21 protein-coding genes and 1 riboswitch are annotated in these 21870 nt (G+C 59.9%); of the genes, 9 read left to right on the forward strand and 12 right to left on the reverse strand.

The window, feature by feature from the left end:
* Positions 1–56: 56 nt before the first annotated feature.
* From JJQ51_RS03015 to JJQ51_RS03035, 5 genes are all read right to left on the reverse strand, one after another.
* Positions 57–926 carry a shikimate dehydrogenase gene (locus JJQ51_RS03015; RefSeq protein ID WP_113388731.1) on the reverse strand — a complete coding sequence of 290 codons (870 nt, stop codon included), beginning with the start codon at positions 924–926 and terminating at the stop codon, positions 57–59.
* A 137-nt stretch (positions 927–1063) separates the two neighbouring features.
* Positions 1064–1735, reverse strand: coding sequence for a TetR/AcrR family transcriptional regulator (locus JJQ51_RS03020; protein WP_152095159.1), 672 nt, complete (start codon positions 1733–1735; stop codon positions 1064–1066).
* Between the two features lie 83 nt (positions 1736–1818).
* Positions 1819–3705, reverse strand: coding sequence for a bifunctional sugar phosphate isomerase/epimerase/4-hydroxyphenylpyruvate dioxygenase family protein (locus JJQ51_RS03025; RefSeq protein WP_269244265.1), 1887 nt, complete (start codon positions 3703–3705; stop codon positions 1819–1821).
* Positions 3706–3788: 83 nt separating this feature from the next.
* On the reverse strand, positions 3789–5129 hold the full coding sequence (locus tag JJQ51_RS03030) for an MFS transporter (protein ID WP_269244266.1): 1341 nt from the start codon (positions 5127–5129) through the stop codon (positions 3789–3791).
* A 431-nt stretch (positions 5130–5560) separates the two neighbouring features.
* The gene (locus JJQ51_RS03035) at positions 5561–6046 is read right to left on the reverse strand and encodes an Lrp/AsnC family transcriptional regulator (protein ID WP_095438161.1); all 486 of its coding nucleotides are present in this window, start codon (positions 6044–6046) and stop codon (positions 5561–5563) included.
* A gap of 171 nt (positions 6047–6217) precedes the next feature.
* On the opposite strand from JJQ51_RS03035, the gene JJQ51_RS03040 reads away from it, so the two are divergent.
* The 5 genes from JJQ51_RS03040 to JJQ51_RS03060 all read left to right on the forward strand — a co-directional run bounded on the left by JJQ51_RS03040 (position 6218) and on the right by JJQ51_RS03060 (position 10237).
* Complete coding sequence (locus tag JJQ51_RS03040) at positions 6218–6997, forward strand: ABC transporter ATP-binding protein (RefSeq protein WP_269244267.1); 780 nt, start codon at positions 6218–6220, stop codon at positions 6995–6997.
* Between the two features lie 44 nt (positions 6998–7041).
* Entirely contained in the window at positions 7042–7815 is a 774-nt protein-coding gene (locus JJQ51_RS03045; protein ID WP_269244268.1) for a transporter substrate-binding domain-containing protein, read from the forward strand.
* 12 nt (positions 7816–7827) lie between these two features.
* A complete protein-coding gene (locus JJQ51_RS03050; protein ID WP_269244269.1) occupies positions 7828–8553 on the forward strand; it encodes an ABC transporter permease in 726 nt (241 codons plus the stop codon).
* A gap of 11 nt (positions 8554–8564) precedes the next feature.
* Positions 8565–9254, forward strand: coding sequence for an ABC transporter permease (locus tag JJQ51_RS03055; RefSeq protein WP_113353190.1), 690 nt, complete (start codon positions 8565–8567; stop codon positions 9252–9254).
* Between the two features lie 62 nt (positions 9255–9316).
* Complete coding sequence (locus tag JJQ51_RS03060; RefSeq protein ID WP_269244270.1) at positions 9317–10237, forward strand: homocysteine S-methyltransferase family protein; 921 nt, start codon at positions 9317–9319, stop codon at positions 10235–10237.
* 57 nt (positions 10238–10294) lie between these two features.
* Here the strand turns inward: JJQ51_RS03060 and ribB are convergent, their stop codons facing one another.
* From ribB to JJQ51_RS03095, 7 genes are all read right to left on the reverse strand, one after another.
* On the reverse strand, positions 10295–10921 hold the full coding sequence (gene ribB / locus JJQ51_RS03065; protein ID WP_113353554.1) for a 3,4-dihydroxy-2-butanone-4-phosphate synthase: 627 nt from the start codon (positions 10919–10921) through the stop codon (positions 10295–10297).
* A 112-nt stretch (positions 10922–11033) separates the two neighbouring features.
* Positions 11034–11179: riboswitch (FMN riboswitch) on the reverse strand.
* A gap of 100 nt (positions 11180–11279) precedes the next feature.
* Complete coding sequence (locus JJQ51_RS03070) at positions 11280–12062, reverse strand: glucose 1-dehydrogenase (protein WP_145634496.1); 783 nt, start codon at positions 12060–12062, stop codon at positions 11280–11282.
* A 76-nt stretch (positions 12063–12138) separates the two neighbouring features.
* Positions 12139–12876, reverse strand: coding sequence for a triose-phosphate isomerase (tpiA, locus tag JJQ51_RS03075; RefSeq protein ID WP_152095155.1), 738 nt, complete (start codon positions 12874–12876; stop codon positions 12139–12141).
* Between the two features lie 4 nt (positions 12877–12880).
* Positions 12881–13669 carry an SDR family oxidoreductase gene (locus JJQ51_RS03080; protein ID WP_183810193.1) on the reverse strand — a complete coding sequence of 263 codons (789 nt, stop codon included), beginning with the start codon at positions 13667–13669 and terminating at the stop codon, positions 12881–12883.
* A 20-nt stretch (positions 13670–13689) separates the two neighbouring features.
* Positions 13690–15168 (reverse strand): sugar ABC transporter ATP-binding protein, encoded by a 1479-nt coding sequence (locus JJQ51_RS03085; RefSeq protein WP_152095153.1) that lies wholly within the window; start codon positions 15166–15168, stop codon positions 13690–13692.
* A 28-nt stretch (positions 15169–15196) separates the two neighbouring features.
* Positions 15197–16126 (reverse strand): sugar ABC transporter substrate-binding protein, encoded by a 930-nt coding sequence (locus JJQ51_RS03090; protein ID WP_152095152.1) that lies wholly within the window; start codon positions 16124–16126, stop codon positions 15197–15199.
* A gap of 116 nt (positions 16127–16242) precedes the next feature.
* A complete protein-coding gene (locus JJQ51_RS03095) occupies positions 16243–17223 on the reverse strand; it encodes an ABC transporter permease (RefSeq protein WP_269244360.1) in 981 nt (326 codons plus the stop codon).
* 223 nt (positions 17224–17446) lie between these two features.
* On the opposite strand from JJQ51_RS03095, the gene JJQ51_RS03100 reads away from it, so the two are divergent.
* The 4 genes from JJQ51_RS03100 (at position 17447) to JJQ51_RS03115 (ending at position 21832) form a co-directional block, all read left to right on the forward strand.
* The gene (locus tag JJQ51_RS03100) at positions 17447–18256 is read left to right on the forward strand and encodes a transketolase (protein ID WP_113331069.1); all 810 of its coding nucleotides are present in this window, start codon (positions 17447–17449) and stop codon (positions 18254–18256) included.
* A complete protein-coding gene (locus tag JJQ51_RS03105; RefSeq protein WP_269244271.1) occupies positions 18256–19212 on the forward strand; it encodes a transketolase family protein in 957 nt (318 codons plus the stop codon). Before JJQ51_RS03100 ends, JJQ51_RS03105 begins: the two co-directional genes overlap by 1 nt.
* A 178-nt stretch (positions 19213–19390) precedes the next feature.
* Positions 19391–20857, forward strand: coding sequence for an FGGY family carbohydrate kinase (locus tag JJQ51_RS03110; RefSeq protein ID WP_269244361.1), 1467 nt, complete (start codon positions 19391–19393; stop codon positions 20855–20857).
* A gap of 21 nt (positions 20858–20878) precedes the next feature.
* The gene (locus JJQ51_RS03115; protein ID WP_075855981.1) at positions 20879–21832 is read left to right on the forward strand and encodes a sugar-binding transcriptional regulator; all 954 of its coding nucleotides are present in this window, start codon (positions 20879–20881) and stop codon (positions 21830–21832) included.
* Positions 21833–21870: the final 38 nt, after the last annotated feature.

Consider the following 21870-nt stretch of genomic DNA (forward strand, 5'->3'; position numbering starts at 1 on the left):
ATGAAACTTCGGCGCCGGAGTTTTGGGATCGAGGCTCTTCGATTATTGGTCGGCGTTTAGGCGCGCAGCGAATTGAAGTGCTGCATCATACGCTCGGCCGCCGGACGGATGCCGGTGAAGAGTTCGAAAGCCTTCACCGCCTGGAATACCGCCATGCCGCCGCCGTCGAGAACACGGCACCCTGTCTGTCGGGCGCGTTTCACCAGCGCGGTCTCGATCGGGAAATAGACGATTTCCGCGACCCAGAGACGATCGGATAGAAGTTGCGCATCGAGCGGCAGCCCAGGATGGGCGGCCATGCCGGTTGGTGTTGCATGAACCAGACCATCGGCGACATCCAGTGCCGTGGCAAGATCATGACCGACCGAGAAACGGCAAGCGGCATGTGCCGCCTGAAGCTGGTCGACGAGGGCCCGCGCACGCGAAGGGTCGAGATCGAATATCTCCACGGAATGCGCGCCCATTTCAGCTATTGCATGCGCAACGGCAACGCCGGCGCCGCCCGCGCCCAGCTGCACGACATGGTCGAGTGAAACCCCGGCCAGCCCGCGCCGAAAGCTTTCGGCAAATCCCCACCAATCGGTATTGTGGCCGATCCTGCGCCGCCCATCAAAAACGATCGTGTTGATGGAGCGCAGCGTCTGGGCATCGGGCGAAAGCTCGTCCACCAGCGCGACGGCCGCCTGCTTGCAAGGATGGGTGATATTGAGGCCGGCAAACCCCATCGCCTCGGCCTCATCGATGAGAGCCGGCAGGTCCGATACGGAGAGACCACGGACGTCGAGGTCGATGAGATCGTAGCGATAGGACAGGCCGCAATGCTCGCCTTCGCGCATATGCATGGCCGGCGTCAACGATCGGCCGATCCCGGCGCCGATCAATCCGACATGAAGTTGACGAGGAACAATGGCGGCTTGAGTATTCAATCTTTCCTCCCGAGCAGCAAAACAAGGCCATGCCGCAGGCTTGTTCGCAAAATGTACGAACTAGTACGTAAAGTCAATAAGGCGTGATGGAGCGCCGCCGGAAAACGCCAAAGCCAATCAAATCACCCCGGGCCTCGTCAGACCATTTCGGAGGAAGGATCTCTCAGAAATGCAAGGATCGCATCGACGATTAGCGACTTGTGCCGCTTCTTCAAGGCTTCGGACGACAGGTCACGCTCGAAGATCGCCCCAAAGGTATGGCGATTGGAAACGCGAAAGAAGCATTGGGCGCTGATCATCATATGCAGATCGACGGGGTCTACCCTGCGCACGAAGCTGCCGTCCGCGTAGCCCCGTTCAAGGATTTCCGTGATGATATCGATGACGGCGATATTCATCTGCGACAGGACGACCGAACGTTTCATATGTTCGGCGCGATGAATGTTCTCGATGCTGACCAGCCGTACAAAATCCGGATTCTGGTCGTCATGATCGAAGGTGCTTGCGATCAATTGCGCCATCGCCTGAACGGGCGGCATGTTTTCGAGATCGAGTTCGCTCTCCAGCGTACGAATCTTCGTATAGGCCTGCTCGAGAACGGCGAGATAGAGCCCTTCCTTGCTGCCAAAATAATAGTAGATCATGCGCTTGGACGTCTTGGTGCGCTCGGCGATCTCATCGACGCGCGCACCGGAAAAACCGGCTGCGACGAATTCCTCGGTGGCGATCTTGAGAATGTTTTCCTTGGTCGCGTCTGGATCGTTCTTTCGCGTAAGACGCTCGATCTTGGCCGCTTGCGCTTTGGTCATGCCTTGCCCGTCTTCCTGGGTCTGTCCCTGCCCAACATTGAAGATCAAAGCTTTAACACAGGCTTCACGCCAATGGGGAGGGCCTAAAGTTTCGGCAGACCAATCGGTCGCAGATGCCGCCTCAGCGCCGCAATGCGAAAAATGGCATTCGCCGCGCCATACCCACGAGAGCCGCTGCGCTGAACGATTTCGAAGAAGAAGCCTTCGCCGTAAGTGGGGCTGTAAAGCTGGAAATATTCGCCGTGATCGTCGCGGTCATAGAGGATGTTGTGCGCCTTCAGGCGATCCGTGAAAGCCGGCTCCAGGCCGAATCTCGCTTCCAGATCGTCGTAGTAGTTGGGCGAGATCATCAAGGTGGCAAAACCGTTGTCCGACAGAGCGGCCGCGGCGGCAAAGATATCATCGGTCGCAAAGGCAAGATGCTGGATGCCGGAGCCAAAAGTTTCGGCGATGAAATGCCCGGCGAGCGTGTTGCGATTTTCCGCACCGTTCAGCGTGATGCGCAAGCTGCCCGGCTCGTTTTCGACGACCTGGCTGCGAACGACCCCGGCGGGATCGATAATGTCGACCATCGGCGTCTTATGCGCATTCAATATCGCGGTATAAAAGAGCAGCCAGGTCAGCAGCTCTTCGTATTTCATCGTTTGCGCGACATGGTCTATGCCCGTCAACCCAACAGGCCGCCAATCGGTATCATCATGGACCGGATCGAATTCGATCTCCCATATGCGGCTAAGCGCGCTCCTGCGATCGAGGAAATACAGGATGCCACCGCCAACGCCCCTGACACCAGGCATTTCAATCTCGCCGGGATCCAATGGTTGTTCGAAGCGTTCGGCGCCCAGGGCCACGGCCCGCGCAACCGCGGCTTCCGCATCATCCACCCATAATCCCATCGCATAGGCCGACTGCCCGTGCAAAGCGTAAGAAGCGCCCGCAAACCCGTCCGGATCGGTATTGACGACAAGATTAATGTCGCCTTGCCGGAAGACATCGACACGCTTGCTCTTATGGCGCCCGACATGGCGAAAGCCCAGCGCACGCAGCCGATCAGAAAGGACAGACGCCTCGGCTTCGTCGACGGTAAACTCGACAAAGGCAACGCCGTCCACTTCGGCACGCGGCGGCATCGGGGGCAAGGTGAGACCGCTGTTCTCCGCGCGACGAACCTGGTCGCCAAGATAGATGAGCGAGCGCCGGCCATCGACGGCGATGGCGGTCGGCGAGCCGCCGCGGAACTGGTCGTTGAAAATCTCCAGCGACAGATAGCCGTCATAGCCCGTCGCGGCGACGGCCTTCATGAATTCGAGTACGGGAAGATCGCCCTCCCCTGGCATGTTGCGGAAATGGCGGCTCCAATAGAGCAGATCCATGTCGATCAGCGGCGCGTCGGCAAGCTGGATGATGAAGATCTTCTCTTTCGGGATCGACCGGATCGAATTGACGTCGATCTTGCGAGAAAGCGTGTGGAAGCTGTCGAGAATGAGGCCGATATTTGGATGATCGGCACGGCGGACGATTTCCCAGGCATCGCGGTGGTCGTTAATGTGTCGTCCCCAGGCGAGCGCCTCATATCCGACGCGCAAGCCGCGTTTGGCCGCTCTCTCGCCGAGCTCGAAGAAGTCGGCGGCGGCACGATCAATCCCGCCCAGCGCCACGGACGAGACGTTCGAACAAACAAGAACGAGATCGGTCCCCATCTCCTGCATTAGATCGAACTTGCGTTCTGCGCGATCGAAGGTCCGGCTGCGGAAGGGTTCAGGCATGCCTTCAAAGTCCCGGAAGGGCTGAAAGAGTGTAATCTCCAGCCCATGATCCCTCACGATCTGACCCACCTGGCGCGGTGATTCATCGAAAGCGAGAAAGTCGTTCTCGAAGATTTCGACGCCATCGAAACCTGCCTTGGCGATGGCCTGAAGCTTTTCCTTGAGGTCACCGCTGATCGAAACGGTCGCAATCGAGGTTTTCATTGTTTCATCCCGTTACTTGACGATTTTCAACAAACTCATCCGCGATCGCGACACGTCATTGCTGCGCAGATCGGGACTGGCCGCTAGACAGCCCGATCGGCGTGGCGAACGGCAGCTGCCAAGCGTCGTTCATCCCTGCCAAGCTGATCGATCGGCGTCCGGTAGGTCTCCGTCGCGGTTGCCGCGGAAATGGCGGCAATCAAGGCTGTGATGGAGGTAAAGACCGCGACTGGCACCCAACCCATCGGTCCGGTGCCCATGACCGCCGCGCTGATCGTTGGCGCGAAGCCGCCGAGCGCGAAACCGATCTGGGTTCCGACGGCCATGCCGGACAGACGCACGCGGGTATCGAACATTTCGGCATAGAGGGCCGGCCAGATGCCGTTCGATGCACTATAGACCACGCCCGAAAGCAGGATGCCGAGGACGAAGACGAGCATGAGGTGGTTCTGGCTGATGGCCCAGATGTAGGGCCAGATCAGCACCGCGCAGCCGACGGCTCCAAAGATGAACACGGGTTTGCGGCCGATGCGGTCTGCTAGAATGGCCCATGCGGGAATCGCGCCCAGCGCCGCGATATTGGCAAGCACCAGAACGGTCAGCATCGTCGAACGATCGATATGCATGGTATTGACCGCATAGGACAGCGTGAAGACGCTGAAGATCGTGCTGACGACGGAAATCAGTGCCGCGAAGATGATGCGCAGGACATCCGCCCAATAATTGGTGAGCAGCAAGACGAGCGGCAGCTTTACGATCTCGCCCTTCTGGGTTTCCTCCAAAAAGGCCGGGGTTTCGGCAAGCGTGCGGCGAACCCAGAATCCGACGATGACCACCACGAAGCTCAGGAAGAACGGGATACGCCAACCCCATGACATCAACGCGGCTTCATCGAGCTTTCCAAGCGGAATGAAGACCAATGTTGCAAGGATCAGTCCGGCCTGTGTTCCGCTCAGCGTGAAGCTGGTAAAGAAGGCCCGTCTATTTTCTGGCGCGTGCTCAAGCGTCATGGAGCTGGCGCCGGCCTGTTCGCCGGCGGCCGAAATGCCTTGCAGCACGCGCGCCAGAACCAGAAGAATGGGCGCCAGGATGCCGGCCTGATTATAGGTGGGCAGGCAGCCGATGATGAAAGTCGAAAAACCCATGAGGAGCAGGGTGAAGGTCAGCACCTTCTTGCGGCCGAACTTGTCGCCGACGTGACCCAGGACGACCGCCCCCAGCGGCCGCATGATATAGGCGACGCCAAAGGTCGCGAATGAGGCGATGGCGGCCGTTTGCGGGTCTTCCGCCGAAAAGAATACCTTCGGGAAAATGAGCGCTGCTGCCGTACCGTAGACGAAGAAATCGTAATATTCGACGGCGCTTCCCAACCAGCTCGCAAGAGCCGCGCGCTTGGGTGTTTTATGTTCGATTTGTCTTTTCATGGTCGTTCCTCCCCAGAGCATTCGAATGTCGAGGACATATCGCAACCGTGCGCATATGGCCTCCGCCTGCACCCGTTTGCAAGGACATCCCAGATCATCCTGACAATCTTCGATGCGGCACGATGCGGCACCATCACTCCTCATCAACAATAATGTACGAACTAGTTCGTTTTGTAAAGCGCCAGCAACCTGTCACCCCGCAGCGCCTCGGCGGGAGCAATAGAAACAATGCATTGAAGCAGCTTATTACGTCACAGCCTGAAGGCGGCGAACGCCTTGCGGTCGGGTTGAGCGCGCCTGCAGAGGCCCCATCATTATTCGTTGAAAATCTTGAAGATCAGGCAATATCAGCCGGACCAAGGACAGTTCCCTCTCGCCTAGTGCATGTCAATGATCGGCGGCACGCCCTCGATCATCCCGCGACCCGCGGCTTACCGGCCGGCCTCGTTGCCATCTGCCAGCGGCACGAACAAACCAAGCTTGACGTCACGCAGCACCACATTCGTGTGCATGCGCCGGATCTGCGGATTTTCCGCCATGATCACGGCGGCGATGTCGTCATAGTGCTCGACATCCCTGGCGGTGACGATCGCAATGAGATCGACCGCGCCCGTGACGTAATAGACCTGCTGGATATGATCCTGCTTTTCCGCCCAAAGGCGGAACTTGGCGAGCGCATCGTAATTGTCCCGCTCGATTTCCATGCCGACAATGAACACCATTGGAGTTCCGGTCGCCTTGCGGTCGACGACCGCGATTTCCGCCTTGATGATACCGTCCTCGCGCAACCGTTTCAGGCGCCGTTGCACAGCCGAAGTCGAAAGGCCGACCTCCTCCGCGATCGCTTCGGCAGTGAGCTGGCAATTGCGCTGGACGATATCGAGAATATCGCGATCAAAGCGATCCAGATTTTCCATTCCCGCTCCTTTCGGCGTCGATGAACTTAGGCGACGACATCTCTGTTCCATCGTAAAAGATGCACAAGAAATACATTTTTGCTTTTTATATGCAAAATAATCGGAAATTGCGCGCAAATTCCGCTCTCCTTCGCGATATTCTCCGCAAATTGTTTTTCATCGGAATTCTATATGACAGAGCTGCCCTCCCAGGCTCTTCGCGTGGAAGATCTCCACAAGAGCTTTGGGTCACATCAGGTCCTCAAGGGCGTTTCAACGACCGCCCATCAAGGGGACGTGATTTCCATCATCGGCTCGTCCGGTTCCGGGAAAAGCACGTTCCTGCGCTGCATAAACCTGCTTGAAATGCCCGATCGCGGCCGCATCGTCGTCAACGGCGAGGAAGTCGCGCTGAGGCAGGGACGCCATGGACAGATGCAGCCGAAAAGCTGGCGGCAGATCGAACGGATGCGCAGCGGATTGGGCATGGTATTTCAGAGCTTCAATCTCTGGGCGCACATGACCGTTCTCGAAAACATCATCGAGGCTCCGGTGCATGTCCTCGGCGTCCCCCGTCGCGAGGCTATCGACAAGGCAGAGGTTCTTCTCAACAAAGTCGGGCTTTACGACAAGCGCGACGCCTATCCGGCCTTTCTCTCCGGGGGACAGCAGCAAAGAGCGGCGATCGCTCGCGCGCTTTGCATCGACCCGGCCGTGATGCTCTTCGACGAGCCGACATCGGCGCTCGATCCCGAACTGGTCGGCGAGGTCCTCAAGGTCATCCGCGATCTCGCGGAAGAGGGCCGAACCATGCTGCTGGTCACCCACGAGATGCGCTTTGCCCGCGATGTCTCGAACCACGTTCTCTTCCTGCATCAGGGACGGATCGAGGAGGAAGGGCCGCCAAAGCAGATCTTCGACGCCCCGATCAGCAGCCGATGCCGGGAATTTACCGGCATGCTGACGTCCTGATCCACATCCCATTCGCAGACAACACCATTAGGAGAATCCCTTATATGAGAATGGCTTCCACTCTGTTCGCCGCGCTTGCCTTCGCTCTCTCTTCGATGACGGCGCAGGCCGAGGTTCGCTTCGGCATCATGAACGAATCCTACCCGCCCTTCTTCGCCAAGGATGCCTCCGGCAAATGGCAGGGCTGGGAAATCGATATGATGGACGCCGTTTGCGAGCAGATGAAAGAGAAATGCTCGATCATCGAGCTTTCCTGGGACGGCCTCATTCCGGCCCTTCAGAGCAAGAAGTTCGACGTGATCTGGTCGTCGATGTCGAATACCACCGAACGCTCGAAGATCATTGATTTCACCGACAAATATTATAATACGCCCAGCACGCTGATCGGCCCGAAGGACCAGAAGACCGGAGCGACGGCAGACGATGTCAAGGGCAAGACCATCGGCATCCAGGTTTCGACGATCCAGTCGGAATATTACAAGAAGTACTTCGCCAAGGTCGCCGACGAAAAGACCTACCAGACGCTCGACGAGGCGTTTCAGGACCTCGCGGCAGGCCGCATCGACTACGTCTTCGGCGATTCCCTTGCGCTTGATGCCTTCCTGAAGAGCGACAGCGGCAAGGATTGCTGCGCCAAGATGGGCGATGTCGCCGACGACAAGGAAGTCCTCGGAGCCGGCGTTTCCGGCGGTTTGCGCAAGGAAGACACCGAGCTCAAGGCTAAGCTCAACGCAGCGATCGCCGCGGTACGCGCCAGCGGCAAATACGACGAGATCACGAAGAAGTATTTCAGCTTCGATATCTACGGCGCCAAGTAAACGATCGCGACGATGGCGACCTCTCCTCAGGGCATTCTGGACCTGCTCTCCCCCTATCCTCCGGGCTGGGGTGGAGTACTCTTGACCGGGGCCGCCTCCACGGTCGCCATCTCGTCCGGCGCTTTTCTGATCGGCCTTCTGCTCGGTACGGGCGGCGCGCTCGGCAAGCTCTCCGGCATCAGGCCGCTCCGGCTGCTGCTTGAACTCTATACGACCGCCGTCCGCGCGGTCCCCGAGCTGATCCTGATCGTCGGGCTCTATTACGCAGGGATGGACGGCCTCAATCGGCTCCTCATTGCGCTCAATCTGCCGGCATTCGAATTGAATGGCTTCGCTGTCGCGGTCGCCGTGCTTGGCTTCGTGCAGGGCGCCTATATGACGGAAGTGCTGCGCGGCGCGATCCTGGCGATCCCCGTCGGCCAGATCGAGGCGGCAAAGGCCTTCGGCATGGGCGCACGCCTGCGTTTCCGTCGCATCATCTTACCCGCCCTGCTGCCGAATGCCCTTCCCGGTCTTGCCAATCTATGGATGTCGGTCACCAAGGACAGCGCTCTCGTCGCCGTCGTCGGCTACCAGGAACTGGCTCTCGCCACGCGGCTCGCTGGCGCTAGCACCAAGCACTATTTCATCTTTTTCCTGGCTTCCGCCCTCATTTATCTCGCTCTCACGCTCGTCTCGAGCGCCCTCTTCGACCTGCTGGAGCGGCGTGTGCGCCGCGGCCAGCCGAAGCTTGCCTGAGGAGTGTTGGCATGACCTTCTCATGGATATCCGCCTATTGGCCGCTTCTGTTGACGGGAGCCGTGCAAACGCTGTCGCTGCTTGTGATTTCGGTCGTCTTCGGCTTCGTCATCGCGATCGGCCTCGCCTTTTCCCAGGTCAGCGGCGGCCCAATCCTGCGAAGCCTTGCGCGTGGCTACTGCACCTTCTTCCGGGGCACGCCGCTGCTGATACAGCTCTGGCTGCTCTACTACGGCGTCGGCTCTCTCTTGCCGATGATCCCGGGAATCCGCCAAAGCCTGTTCTGGCCGATCCTGCGTGAAGGTTTCTTCTTCGCGGCCGTCAGCTTCACGTTGAATTACGCGGCCTATGAGGCGGAGGTTTTGCGCGGTGCATTGCTGGCCGTCCCGAAAGGCGAGCTGGAAGCCGGCCGCGCATTTGGCATGCGCCCCCTGACGCTGACGCGGCGCATCTGGCTGCCGCGCGCCATTCGCATTGCATTGCCGACGATCGGCGGCGAAATCGTCATGCAGTTGAAGGCAACGCCACTCGCCTTCACCGTCACCGTGATGGACCTCTATGCCGTTGCCACCAAGGTTCGTCAGGACACCCTGCTGGTCTACGAGCCTCTGATCGTCGTCACCGTCTTCTATCTCGTCATCACAGCCATCATCGCGCGAAGCTTCCGGTTCCTAGAAGCGCAGGTGCCGGTGCGGCGCTAACCCCGGCATGAAGGAGAGATCAAACCTCTCCGCAGATCCGAGCCATTCTGGAGATCCCATTCATGAGCAAACCCTTGATCCTCGACGGCGGCATGAGCCGCGAACTGCTGCGTCTCGGCGCGGAACTGAAGCAGCCGGAATGGTCGGCGCTCGCGCTGGTCAATTCGCCAGAGATTGTCCGGCAGGTGCATGACGAATTCATCGCTGCCGGCTCGGATGTCGTTACGACCAACAGCTACGCGCTCGTGCCCTTCCACATTGGCGAGGAACGGTTCTGGAAGGAAGGGGCTGATCTCATCACCCTTTCCGGACGGCTGGCGCGCGACGCCGCTGACGCCTGCAAGGATCGAAAAATCCTGGTCGCAGGCTCCCTGCCTCCGATCTTCGGCTCCTACGAACCACAGAATTTCGATCCGTTAAGCGTTCAGGACTATCTCAAGGTTCTGGTCGAAAACCTCGCCCCTTACGTCGATGTCTGGCTCGGGGAAACCCTCAGCTTGATCGCGGAGGGAGAGGCGGTTCGGACGGCGGTCGCTGAAACCGGCAAACCGTTCTGGATCTCCTTCACGCTTGCGGATGACGCCGCGCAAAGGAATGGCGCCTCGCCTAAGCTCCGCTCCGGCGAACTTGTCGAGGATGCGGCTCGGTGGGCAGCGTCATCTGGCGCGGACGCGCTCCTGTTCAACTGCAGCAAACCGGAAGTCATGCGCAAGGCCGTCGATGCGGCAGCGGAGGTTTTCAAGCTGGGCGGCGATAATCTGCGGATCGGCGTCTATGCCAATGCTTTCGAGGGAGAACAAGGCGAGTCGGCCGCCAACGAGGGCCTTCACGCGACCCGTCAGGATCTGAATGACGACGCCTATTCGCGCTTCGCCTGTTCATGGGTCGATGCCGGCGCGACGATGGTCGGTGGTTGCTGCGGGATCGGCGCCGGGCATATTCATAGGCTGAGGAAGGCTCTCCTTCATCCTCAAGGAGCATAGGAGAGCCTTGCGCAAGCATCGATCCGGGCAGGATCAAAATAGGCTGTATCGGAACGATCAGGCAGCCTTGAAGGGAGCGCTTGCGGCCCTGTAGGCAATCAGATCCTCGATCGTCACGAGATGGAGGCCATGCCGCTCGGCAAAGACCTCAAGCTCTGGAAGGCGGGCCATCGTGCCGTCGTCGTTCGCCACTTCGCAGATGACGCCGGCCGGCGAAAGGCCGGCAAGCCGGGCCAGATCCACGGCTGCTTCCGTGTGCCCAGGACGCGACAGGACGCCGTTTGGATGCGCGCGAAGCGGAAAGATATGACCGGGCCGGGCAAATTCCTCCGGACGCGATCCGTCCCTGACGAGGGCTTGAACGGTTGCCGCCCTGTCGGCGGCGGATATTCCGGTCGTGGTTTCCGGAATGTAGTCGACGGAAACGGTGAAGGCGGTCTTGAGGACTTCCGTGTTGCGCGGCACCATCAACGGAATATCGAGCTCGTCGAGCCTCTCGCCCTCCATCGGAACGCAGATGAGACCACGGGCATGGTTCATCATGAACGCGATCGCCTGCGGTGTGACCGCTTCCGCGGCGATCACCAGATCGCCTTCGTTTTCGCGGTCACGATCATCGACAACCACGATGATCTCGCCCCGCGCAATCGCAGCGATCGCATCTTCAATTTTCGAAATTGCCATTTTCCTGCCTTTCAAGGGTTGCCGTTCGAAACGGCGTGCATGGCCGGTCAAAGCCACCATTTTCCCTTGGGCGAACAAGCATGTGAACGCCGCCACGACGCGGCGTCTCCTGCGTTGCTCTCTTCCATCCGGACTATACCGTCGGCTCCGGCATCTCACCGGATCTGCTGACCCTTCCGAAGCTCGGAAGGCGCTCGCGGGCTCGAGGAAACTCCCCATACCGCCGGTGGGGAATTACACCCCGCCCTGAGAACAATTGAAAGATAAGGGATCAATGCCTCATTCCGCAAGAGGCTTTGATCGCTAAAACGTCGAGAATCCGATCCGCCCAACGAACGCACCGTTCCTCATTGTCGAACTACGACATGATCAAGCCGCCATCGACATTGATCGTCTGGCCCGTGATATAGGCCGCATCGTCGCTGGCCAGGAAAGTGACGAGACCGGCGACATCTTCGCCCGATCCGGCCCGTTTCATCGGAATGCCCTGGACCCATTCCTTCATGAGTTCGCCGGGGCCGTAATTGCCCAAAAGCTTCCCCCAAGCCTGGTCGTTATAGGCCCACATGTCGGTTTCGATGATGCCTGGGCAAAAAGCGTTCACTGTGATGCCTTCGGTCGCGACTTCCTTGGCAAGGCTCTGGGTAATGCCGACGACGCCCATCTTCGATGCCGCATAATGCGGCGTGTAGATGAAGCCGTCCCGCGCCTGGCCGGAAGCGGTATTGATGATGCGGCCGCCGCGGCCATGTTTGCGCATGCGGGCAATCGCCTCCTGGGCGCAGAGGAAGACACCTTTGGTATTGACCGCCATGACCTTGTCCCATTCGCCCTCGGTCATGTCCTCGACGCGGGCGATGGTGATGACACCGGCATTCTGGATGGAAACATCGACGGCACCGAAGGCCACCTCAGCCGCCTCGTAGAGCCCCTTCACACTGGCCTTGTCGGTCACGTCACCGATGAAGGAAATCGCCTTCCCGCCGTCAGCCTTGATCGCATCGGCGACCGCATGGACGGAATCCTCATTGGCCGAGACTACGAGATTGGCGCCCTCACGTGCGAACCGTCTGGCGATCGCGGCCCCGATGCCGCGGCTCGCGCCGGTGATGACCACGGTCTTGTTTTCGAAACGCTGCATTTCCTATTCCTTTCGCGGTGACAGCCACGCCAGGCGCCGGCTCAAGGAGCCGAGCGCCCGCCTGTTGCTGGCGACTTCAAACGGCAGCCGAGATAATCCCGGCAAACTCCGATGCCTTCAGGGATGCGCCCCCGACCAGGGCACCATCGACGTTGCGAACGCCGAAGATTGCCCTTGCGTTCGATGCTTTGACCGAACCGCCATAGAGGATCCTGACATCCTTCCCCTCTTCTCCCAGCCGCTTTTCAAGCGCCTGGCGGATGGACGAATGCATCTCCTCGATCTGCTCCAGGGTCGGAACTAGCCCGGTTCCGATCGCCCACACTGGTTCATAGGCGATCACCGTGTTCGAACTGGTTGCGGTGTTGGGAATTGATGCTTCTAGCTGGGCACGAACCACTTCGATCGCCCTGCCCTCGTCCCGTTCCGCACGTGTCTCCCCGACGCAAATGATGCTCGTCAGCCTGGTCTCATGGACCGCGACAGCCTTGGCCGCAACTGCGCCGTCCGTCTCCCTATAGGCCGAGCGCCGCTCGGAATGTCCCAGAATGACGAAACGAGCGCCGATTTCGGCGAGCATCTCGGCGGAAACATCTCCGGTATAGGCGCCTGAGGTCCGCGCGTGACAATCCTGTGCCCCAATGGCAATCCCTGATCCTCGCACCCGTACGACCGCTTTCTCGACCAGCGTTAAGGGCGGGCAGACGACGATGTCACACGCCGCGTGGTCCGTTATTCCCTTCAGCGCCTCGATCTCGGCCAGGGAGGACGCGAGACCGTTCATTTTCCAGTTGCCGGCAATCAGTTTCCTCATCGCATCACCAGCAGCAAAACCCGCCATCGACGAGCAGATCGACGCCCGTCACGAAGCTTGCGGCATTCGACAGCAGGAAGACGGCGGGGCCGACCATCTCATCGACCGTTGCCATGCGCTGCATCGGCGTCTGCTCTTCGAAAAGTTTGGTCTGATGAACCATTTCCGGACGCGTGTTCATCGGCGTCGCCGTGTATCCCGGCGAGATGGTGTTGACGCGGACGCCGCGACCGACCCACTCCATCGCGAGCGACTTCGACATGTGGATCACACCGGCTTTGGAGGCGTTGTAATGAGCCTGGCTCAGGCCGCGATTGACGATAACGCCGGACATAGAGGCGATATTGACGATCGATCCGCGCCCGTTCTTCAGCATCGCGCGTGCTTCCGCCTGGCAGGACAGAAAAACGCCCTTTAGGTTGATGTCCATCAGCGTCTGGTACTGTTCTTCTTCCATCTCTTCCGCGGGATTGGCGTTGGCGATACCGGCGGCATTGACTGCAAGCGTCAAGGCGCCAAGCTCCGCCTGTGTGCGGGCAACCGCATCCGCAAGAGAAGATTTGCTGGTGACATCAGCCTCGATCTGGATGGAACGGCGACCGGCCGCTTCGATATGCGAAGCCGTGTTCGCTAGACCATCGTCGGATCGACGGTCCAGAAGCGCGACGTTGGCGCCGCACTGCGCAAGACCGATGGCGATACGCTGCCCAATCCCGCTTCCAGCGCCGGTCACAAGCGCGACCTGTCCCTCAAGATCGAAAAGCTTCGGGGCGTTCAGAGTGATGTCGGACACCGCTCTTCCTTTCTGTTTGTCTAGATTGTCGCAAGTTCCATGACAGAGACGTCATTGGCCTCGTCACGATTGAGAATGCCTGCCTGCTTGCCCTGTGCAAGCACGAGAATCCGGCTGGAGACACCAAGAACCTCCTCGAGATCGGAGCTGACGACGATGACGGCCACCCCCTGCTTTGCGAGGTTGACGATGATGTCGTAAATGCTGGCGCGCGCGCCGACATCGATGCCACGGGTCGGCTCGTCGAGGACGACAACCTTGGGGTCACGCATCAGCCACTTTGCGATGACGACCTTTTGCTGGTTGCCACCCGACAGGTCCGAGGCATATTGCTCGGCCCGGCCTTTAACGCCGAATTTCGCCACAGCCTTTTCGGCGAAAGCACGTTTGATGCGCGATGTGATCCAGCGCCCACCGAGCTTATCGAGATTGGCATAGATGATGTTTTCACTGATGCGATGGCCAACGACGAGACCCTGCTCCTTGCGATCCTCGGGCACCATCACGATGCCCTTGGCGATCGCATCGGCCGGATGGCGAAGCTTGAGCTCCTCACCCTCCAGCTTGATCGAGCCGGCGATGATCGGATCAGCGCCAGAAACGGCACGGACGAGTTCGGTGCGGCCGGCACCGACCAGCCCGGCAATGCCGAGGATCTCCCCGGCGCGAACTTCGAACGTCACGTCCTGGAAGGACCCGTCAGGCGAACTCAATCCGCTGACCTGCAAAACAGGGCGATCCGTCGGTTCGGGAAGAGCCGGGAACATCCGGTCCAGCGAACGGCCGACCATGCTTTCGACGATGGTACGAACGGGTGTGGCGCTGTCGGCGAACTCCTGAACCCGCTCGCCATCGCGCAGGACGACGATGCGATCGGTGATCTGCTTGATCTCCTCCATGCGGTGGGAGATGTAGATGATGCCGACACCTTCGGACCGAAGCTTTCTCACCTGCTCGAACAAAGCCTCGGTTTCGGCCCCGCCAAGCGCTGCGGTCGGCTCATCGAGAATCAGCAGCTTGGCATTGAGCGCCAGCGCCTTGGCGATCTCGATGAGCTGCTGATTGGCAGTCGACAGGCCCGCGACCTTGCGTGTCGCTGGAATATGTAGGTTCAGGCGTGCGAGCTGTTCCTGGGCGCGCCGGACCATCTGAGGGCGATCGACAGCCCCGTTCTTCATCGGCCATCGCCCGATGAAGACATTTTCGGCGATCGAAAGATGCGGCAGGAGCTGCAATTCCTGATGGATCAGGACGACGCCCTTGTCGATCGCCTCGCGCGGAGTGGCGGGGGCATAGGGCTGCCCCAGCCATGTCATCGTTCCCTCGGAAGGCGTGCGTGATCCGGCGATGATGCCCGACAAGGTCGATTTGCCGGCGCCGTTTTCGCCGAGAAGCGCGACCACTTCACCCGGATAGACATCAAGGCTGACATTCTTCAGCACCTGAAGCGGTCCGTAGCGCTTGGATATGCCCCTCAGGGAAAGAACGGGCTCAGTCACGGCACACCTCCTCAAGATTTCAGGACGATTACGGGTGGTTGGCGATGAAGCCGGCCACGTTTTCCTTGGTCGTCAGCGTGGCGTCCATGAGCTGCACCGCGGGCACCTTCTCGCCGGCGACGAGCTTGACGGCATTGGCGACCGCGTCGCGGCCCATCTTCTGCGTCTGCTGCGTCGCGGTCACATCGAAGACACCCTTGCTGAGCGCTTCCAGAGCCGCCGTATCGCCGTCGAAGCCGCCGACAACGATCTTCTGGGACGGGTTTGCAACCTTGATCGCCTGCGCGGCGCCGAGGGCAAGCGCGTCGGCCTGAGCAAACACGATCGATACGTCGGGATTTGCTTGCAGCATGTTCTGCATGATCTGGAAGCCCTCGTCCTGGGCCCACATGTTGGAATATTGCTCGGCAACCACCTTCACGCCGGGGTTTGCCTTCAGCGATTCGGCGCAACCCTTGCTGCGGTCGACTTCAGGCGTCGTGCCCTTCTGGCCGTGGATGATCACCATCTTGCCCTTGCCGCCGGCCTGCTTGAGGATGTAGTCGCAAACGGCCTTGGCCGACGCGACGGAATCCGTCGCAAGGAAAGTGTCGCCAGGCGCGCCGTCGGCATTGCGGTCGACGTTGACGACAGGAATACCCGCATTCTTGGCGAGCTTTACCGGAACACTCGCGGCAGCGGCACCGGCCGGAATATAGATCAAGGCATCGATATTCTGGGTGAGCAGATCCTGAATCTGGTTGATCTGCGTCGGACCGTCGCCCTTGGCATCCACGGTGACGACCTGAATGCCACGCTTCTTGGCTTCATCCTCGACGGACTGCTTGATCTGGTTGAAGAAGTTTGCCTGCAGGTTCGCGACCGCCAGGCCGATCTTCTTGGTGTCTTTTGCCTGAACAGAGCCCAACGACATCGCCAGCACGGCGGCCGAGGTCAGAAGAATGCGCGCAAGTTTCATTTCATTTCCTCCTTTTTTAGTGAACCCTTGGGCATATCCTCCCCCTCGGGCAAATGATCCGCTCCAAACCGTTCGGAGGGGAAATCGCTGGGATCCGCCGGACGCGGGCCAGAATGTCAGGCCCGCCGCCTGCGGATCGTTTCCGCACCAACCGCGAGCACGATGACGATGCCAATGATGACCTGCTGCAGGAATGGCGAGACGTTGAGCAGATTGAGACCGTTGCGCAGGACACCGATGATCAGGACGCCGATCAGCGTGCCGCCGATACCGCCGGACCCACCGGAGAGCGAAGTGCCACCAATGACGACGGCCGCAATCGTGTCGAGTTCGTATCCAAAGCCGCTGGATGGCTGAACCGAATCGAGACGAGCCGCCAATACGATACCGGCAAGACCGGCAAGTACCGCGCTTGCGACATAGACCGCAATCGTCACTAGCTGAACATTGATGCCGGCGAGACGAGCCACTTCCGGATTGCCGCCCATGGCATAGAGCATGCGCCCCTCGGAGCGGAAGTGAAGGAACACCCAGGCCACGGCGACGACCGCCAGCATCAGGAAGACCGTTGCCGTCAGCACGCCGAAATGGCGATCGATCGCGAGCATCATGAACCAGTCGGGAAATCCGACGATCTGCTGGCCATCCGTGATCATGTTCGCGACACCGCGCGCGGCCGACATCATAGCCAAAGTTGCGATAAAGGCCGGAACCCTGAAAAGAGTGACGAGAAGCCCGACGATCAGTCCGCTTACTGCGGAGGCGGCAAGTGCGACTACGATGCCGGCGGCAAGCGGCAGGCCGGCGATATTTGCCGTCCAGCCCATGACCATCATGGACAGCGCAAGAACCGAACCGACGGAAAGGTCGATGCCGCCGATCAGGATGACGAAAGTCATGCCGACGGCCATGATTCCGAGCACGGTGATCTGATCGAGAATGTTGAGGCCGTTGCGGAGCGAAAGAAACGCATCGGTGCTGAGGCTCAAGAAAACGCAAAGAGCGAGCAATCCGACAAGCGGTCCGGTAGCACCGGTGAGCTTTCTCAGCCATGCCACGGACGGACGGCTCTGTTCATTAACGTCGATCGCCACCATCATTCCTCCCAGGGACCTGAGGCTAGCGGCCATGTCTGGCGGCTAGAACTTCAAGCTAGAATATTTATTCACATATGCTGGAAAATTCATTACCAACTCACTTTGGCGCTGTCAACCGGGTCTTGTCTGCCTGTTTTACTGACAATGGATATATGGGGGCTTGACTAACGGCCCTCCTGTGCAAAAATATAAACTAATGAATATTTATTCACACGAGGAAATAATGGAGCCTTCCGAACTTGAACGTGTTGCTCGCCAGATACGTCTGCGAGACCTCCAGGCAGTCTACGAGGCAGGGGCCGGACATATTGGCGGCGAGATGTCCGTGATCGACCTTCTGACCGCGTTGTATTTCCGCGTGCTGCGCGTCTGGCCGGATCAGCCGAAACATCCCGATCGGGACAGGTTTGTGCTGTCGAAGGGACATACGGCGTGCGCGCTCTACGTCACTCTGGCGAAACGCGGCTTCATCCCGGAAGACGAGATTTCGACGTTCCTGAAGCCGCATTCGCGGCTCAATGGACACCCCAATTGCAACAAGGTGCCGGGCGTCGAAACCAATACTGGTCCTCTCGGACACGGCCTGCCGGTCGCGGTTGGCATGGCCAAGGCGGCGAAATTATCTGGGGCCGGCTACCATACCTACGTGATCACCGGCGATGGCGAGATGCAGGAAGGCTCCAACTGGGAGGCGATCATGGCCGCGGCGCAGTTCCGGCTTGATAACCTCACCCTGATCGTCGACCACAACCGTTTCCAGCAGGGTGCCGCGCTTTCGGATACGAACGACATAGCACCTCTTCGCCCGAAGCTCGAAGCCTTTGGCTGGGACGTCAGCGAAATCGACGGCAACAACATGCACGAGGTCGTCCCGGCGCTCGAGCGCCGAAGCGAGCGCCCCCACTGCATCGTGGCCCACACCAACAAGGGGCACGGAATCTCTTTCATGCAGGACCGTGTCGACTGGCACCACAAGGTTCCGAACAAGGAACAGTACGAAGTCGCATTGGCAGAATTGTCGGAGGCACTTTAATGAACGCGCCCGTGAACGCACCCAAGCTCCATGATTGCCGAGACGCTTTCGCAGCGACGCTCGAACGCCTTGCCGCCGAGAACGAAACGATCGTCGCAGTCTGCAACGATTCGGTCGGCTCTTCGAAGCTCGGCGGCTTCAAGTCCAAATTCCCCGATCGGCTGGTCAATGTCGGCATCGCCGAGCAGAACATGGTCGGCGTGGGCGCGGGCCTCGCCAATGGCGGACGCCTCCCCTATGTCTGCGGCGCGTCACCGTTCCTCACAGGTCGATCGCTTGAGCAGATCAAGGCCGACATCTCCTACTCGAACGCTAACGTCAAGCTCGTCGGCATTTCCTCCGGCATGGCCTATGGGGAGCTCGGCCCGACCCATCACTCGATAGAGGATTTCGCCTGGACCCGAGTTCTGCCCAACCTCCCCGTGATCGCGCCTTGCGACCGCATAGAGACGGCGGCGGCTGTGGAATGGGCGGCAAATTACAATGGCCCTTGCTTCCTGCGCCTGTCTCGGGTCGGCGTGCCCGACCTGCTGCCGGAGGACTGCAAGTTCGAGCTTGGAAAGGCCAATCTCTTGCGTGAAGGTTCCGATGTTACGCTCATTGCGAACGGAACGTTGACCCATCGCATGGTGAAGGCCGCCGATATCCTAGCGCGACGCGGCATAGAGGCCAGGGTGATCAATCTCGCCACGGTTCGTCCGATCGACGAGGATGCCATCATTGCCGCCGCCAAGGAAACCGGCGCGATCGTGACGGCGGAAGAACATTCGATCTTTGGCGGGTTGGGATCGGCCGTGGCCGAGGTTGTCGTCGACAACGCCCCCGTGCCGATGACGCGCCTCGGCGTTCCCGGCATCTACGCGCCGACCGGTTCTGCCGAATTCCTGCTCGACGAATTCGGCATGGCCCCGTCGGCTATTGCGGACGCCGCGCAAGCGCTTATCAAGCGCAAATAGACGAACAGCACGCATTCAAGCCGGGGCGGCTTGCCGCCCCCGCCTTATCGTGAGAGCCGGATGATTTTAGGCCGAATCGGCCTAAAATCTGAATCCGCTCCAAAATCAAAGAAGTAGAGCATGATGTCGCCCGAGAACCGCTTACATGTTTCGGCGCCATGCTTCGGTGGAGGATATGATGCGGGCCATTCTGGCAATCGACCAGGGAACCACCAATTCCAAGGCGGTACTGGTCTCCGAGAACGGAGACATCATTGCCAGAGGCTCTGCTCCGGTAGGCATCTCCTATCCGCAGCCCGGTTGGGTCGAGCAGGATCCCGATCGGATTTATGCATCCGTCTGTGAAGCGATCGCACTATGCCTGCAAAACGCGCCTGGCGCGACAATCGAAGCGATAGCGATCTCCAACCAGCGAGAATCCGTTACTATTTGGGATGCCGAGACGGGCAAAGCGCTTGGACCAGTTTTGAGCTGGCAATGCCGGCGCACGGCGCCGGACTGCGAGCGTCTCATCGCCGATGGACATCTCAAGCGCGTGGAGGCGCTGACCGGCCTCCCCCTTGATCCGATGTTTCCCGGCCCGAAGTTCCGATGGCTTCTCGATCGGGTCGCGCGCGGAAAAAAGGTCCGCATCGGCACGATCGACAGCTGGCTCATTCATCGCCTTACCGGCCGCCGCAAGTATGTCTGCGACGCCTCGAACGCCGCGCGAAGCCAGTTGTTCGACCTTGAGGCCCAAGCCTGGAGCAGGGAATTGGGTGCGATTTTCGGAGTCGATATCCGGCTCCTTCCGGAGGTACTCGACAGTTCCGCGGACTTCGGAACAACGCACGGTCTTGCCGGCGTTCCGGACGGCACGCCGATCAGATCGGCCATCGGGGACAGCCATGCGGCCCTGTTCGGACACGGGGCCTTCAAGCCGGGCGACGGCAAGGCGACCTTCGGAACAGGGTCTTCCGTCATGACCACTCTTCCGCGCTTCATCGCGCCGCGCAACGGCATCACCACGACGGTCGCCTGGCGCATCGCCGGACAACCGACTTTCGCATTCGAAGGCAATATCCTCGTGTGCGCCGCGAGCCTGCCCTGGATGGCCGGCATCCTGGGCCTTCCGGATGTTGGCTCCCTTGTCGACCTAGCGGCGACCGCTGAGCCTGATGGCCCGGGCTTCGTGCCCGCTTTCGTCGGCTTGGGCGCCCCTTACTGGAATTCCGACGCCCGCGCCCTTTTCTCGCAGATCAACTTCAGCACAACCCGCGCGCAGATGGCGCGCTCGGTTACTGACTCGATCGCTTTCCAGGTTCATGACGTGATTACGGCCATGCGGGCACAGAGCGGTGGCGATCTCGGCACGCTTTATGTCGACGGCGGCCCGAGCCAGAACCGCTTTCTCATGCAGTGCGTATCAAACCTGGTGGGGCACGCCGTCATCCAGTGCGAGGCACCGGAAGCCTCCGCTCTTGGGGCAGCCTATCTCGCAGGTCTCTCGATCGGCCTGTGGCCGGATCTCGTCGCCATCGCGGCGCTTCCGAGAAACAATAAGATCATCGAGCCGGAGAACATCGACAGTACAGGCCTCCTGAACAGGTGGAATGATGCGCTGGCCCGCTCGACGTTGCGCGCAACTCCGGTTAAAGGTGAATAAAAATTCACCCCGGGATCAACGATGGCTCGCCTTAACGAACTCCGCCTTATCTCAAGAGTTGCCCAGATGTACCATATAGAGGGCAAGCGGCAGGCGGATATCGCGCAGCACCTTCGCCTGTCGCAGGCGACGGTGTCGCGAATGCTGAAACGGGCCGAGGCGGAAGACATCGTTCGCACGAGCGTCATTCCGCCTGTCGGCACCTACAGCGAACTCGAAGGAGCGCTGCGCGAGAAGTACGGTCTCCCCGAGGCAATCGTCGTCGAATGCACGGAGGACCGCGACGGCGCCATCATGGCCCGGATCGGCGAAGCCGCCGCGCATCTTTTGGAGGTGACGCTTGCACCCGGCGAAATCATCGGCGTTTCGAGCTGGAGCCAGACGATCTTCAGGATGGTGGAGAACATTCATCCGCAAAAGAGCGCTCAGGCCAAGTACGTCGTTCAGACGCTGGGCGGCATGGGCGACCCGTCGGTCCAGACTCATGCCACCCAGCTGACCACCCGCCTCGCTCGACTGACCGGCGCCGAACCGAAGCTTCTTCCAGTACAGGGCGTCACGACCTCGCGCGAGGCCAAACTCCTGATGCAGGCGGATCCGTTCGTGCGGGAGACCATGGATCTTTTCGGCAGCATCACGCTTGCCATCGTCGGCATCGGCGCCGTGGAGCCGTCGGAACTGCTGGCGAGATCCGGCAATATCTTCTCGTCGCGGGAGCTCGCCGATCTTGCCGAGGCCGGTGCGGTCGGCGATATATCGCTGCGGTTCTTCAACAAGGACGGCAAGCCTGTCAAAACGCCGCTCGATGAGCGCGTGATCGGCTTCCCGCTAGAAGATCTCGAACGGGTCGATCGGGTCATCGCGCTTGCCGGCGGAGCGAAGAAGACAGCGGCGATCGCCGGCGCCCTGAGGATCGGAGTTATCGATACCCTGATAACGGACAAGTTCAGCGCCGAGCGCCTCATAGAATCATAGGCGGCCACGGCGGCAACAATCTGTCGTCAATGGAATCG

The sequence above is a fragment of the Rhizobium sp. AG207R genome, from assembly GCF_027109195.1.
Lineage (GTDB): Bacteria > Pseudomonadota > Alphaproteobacteria > Rhizobiales > Rhizobiaceae > Rhizobium > Rhizobium dioscoreae.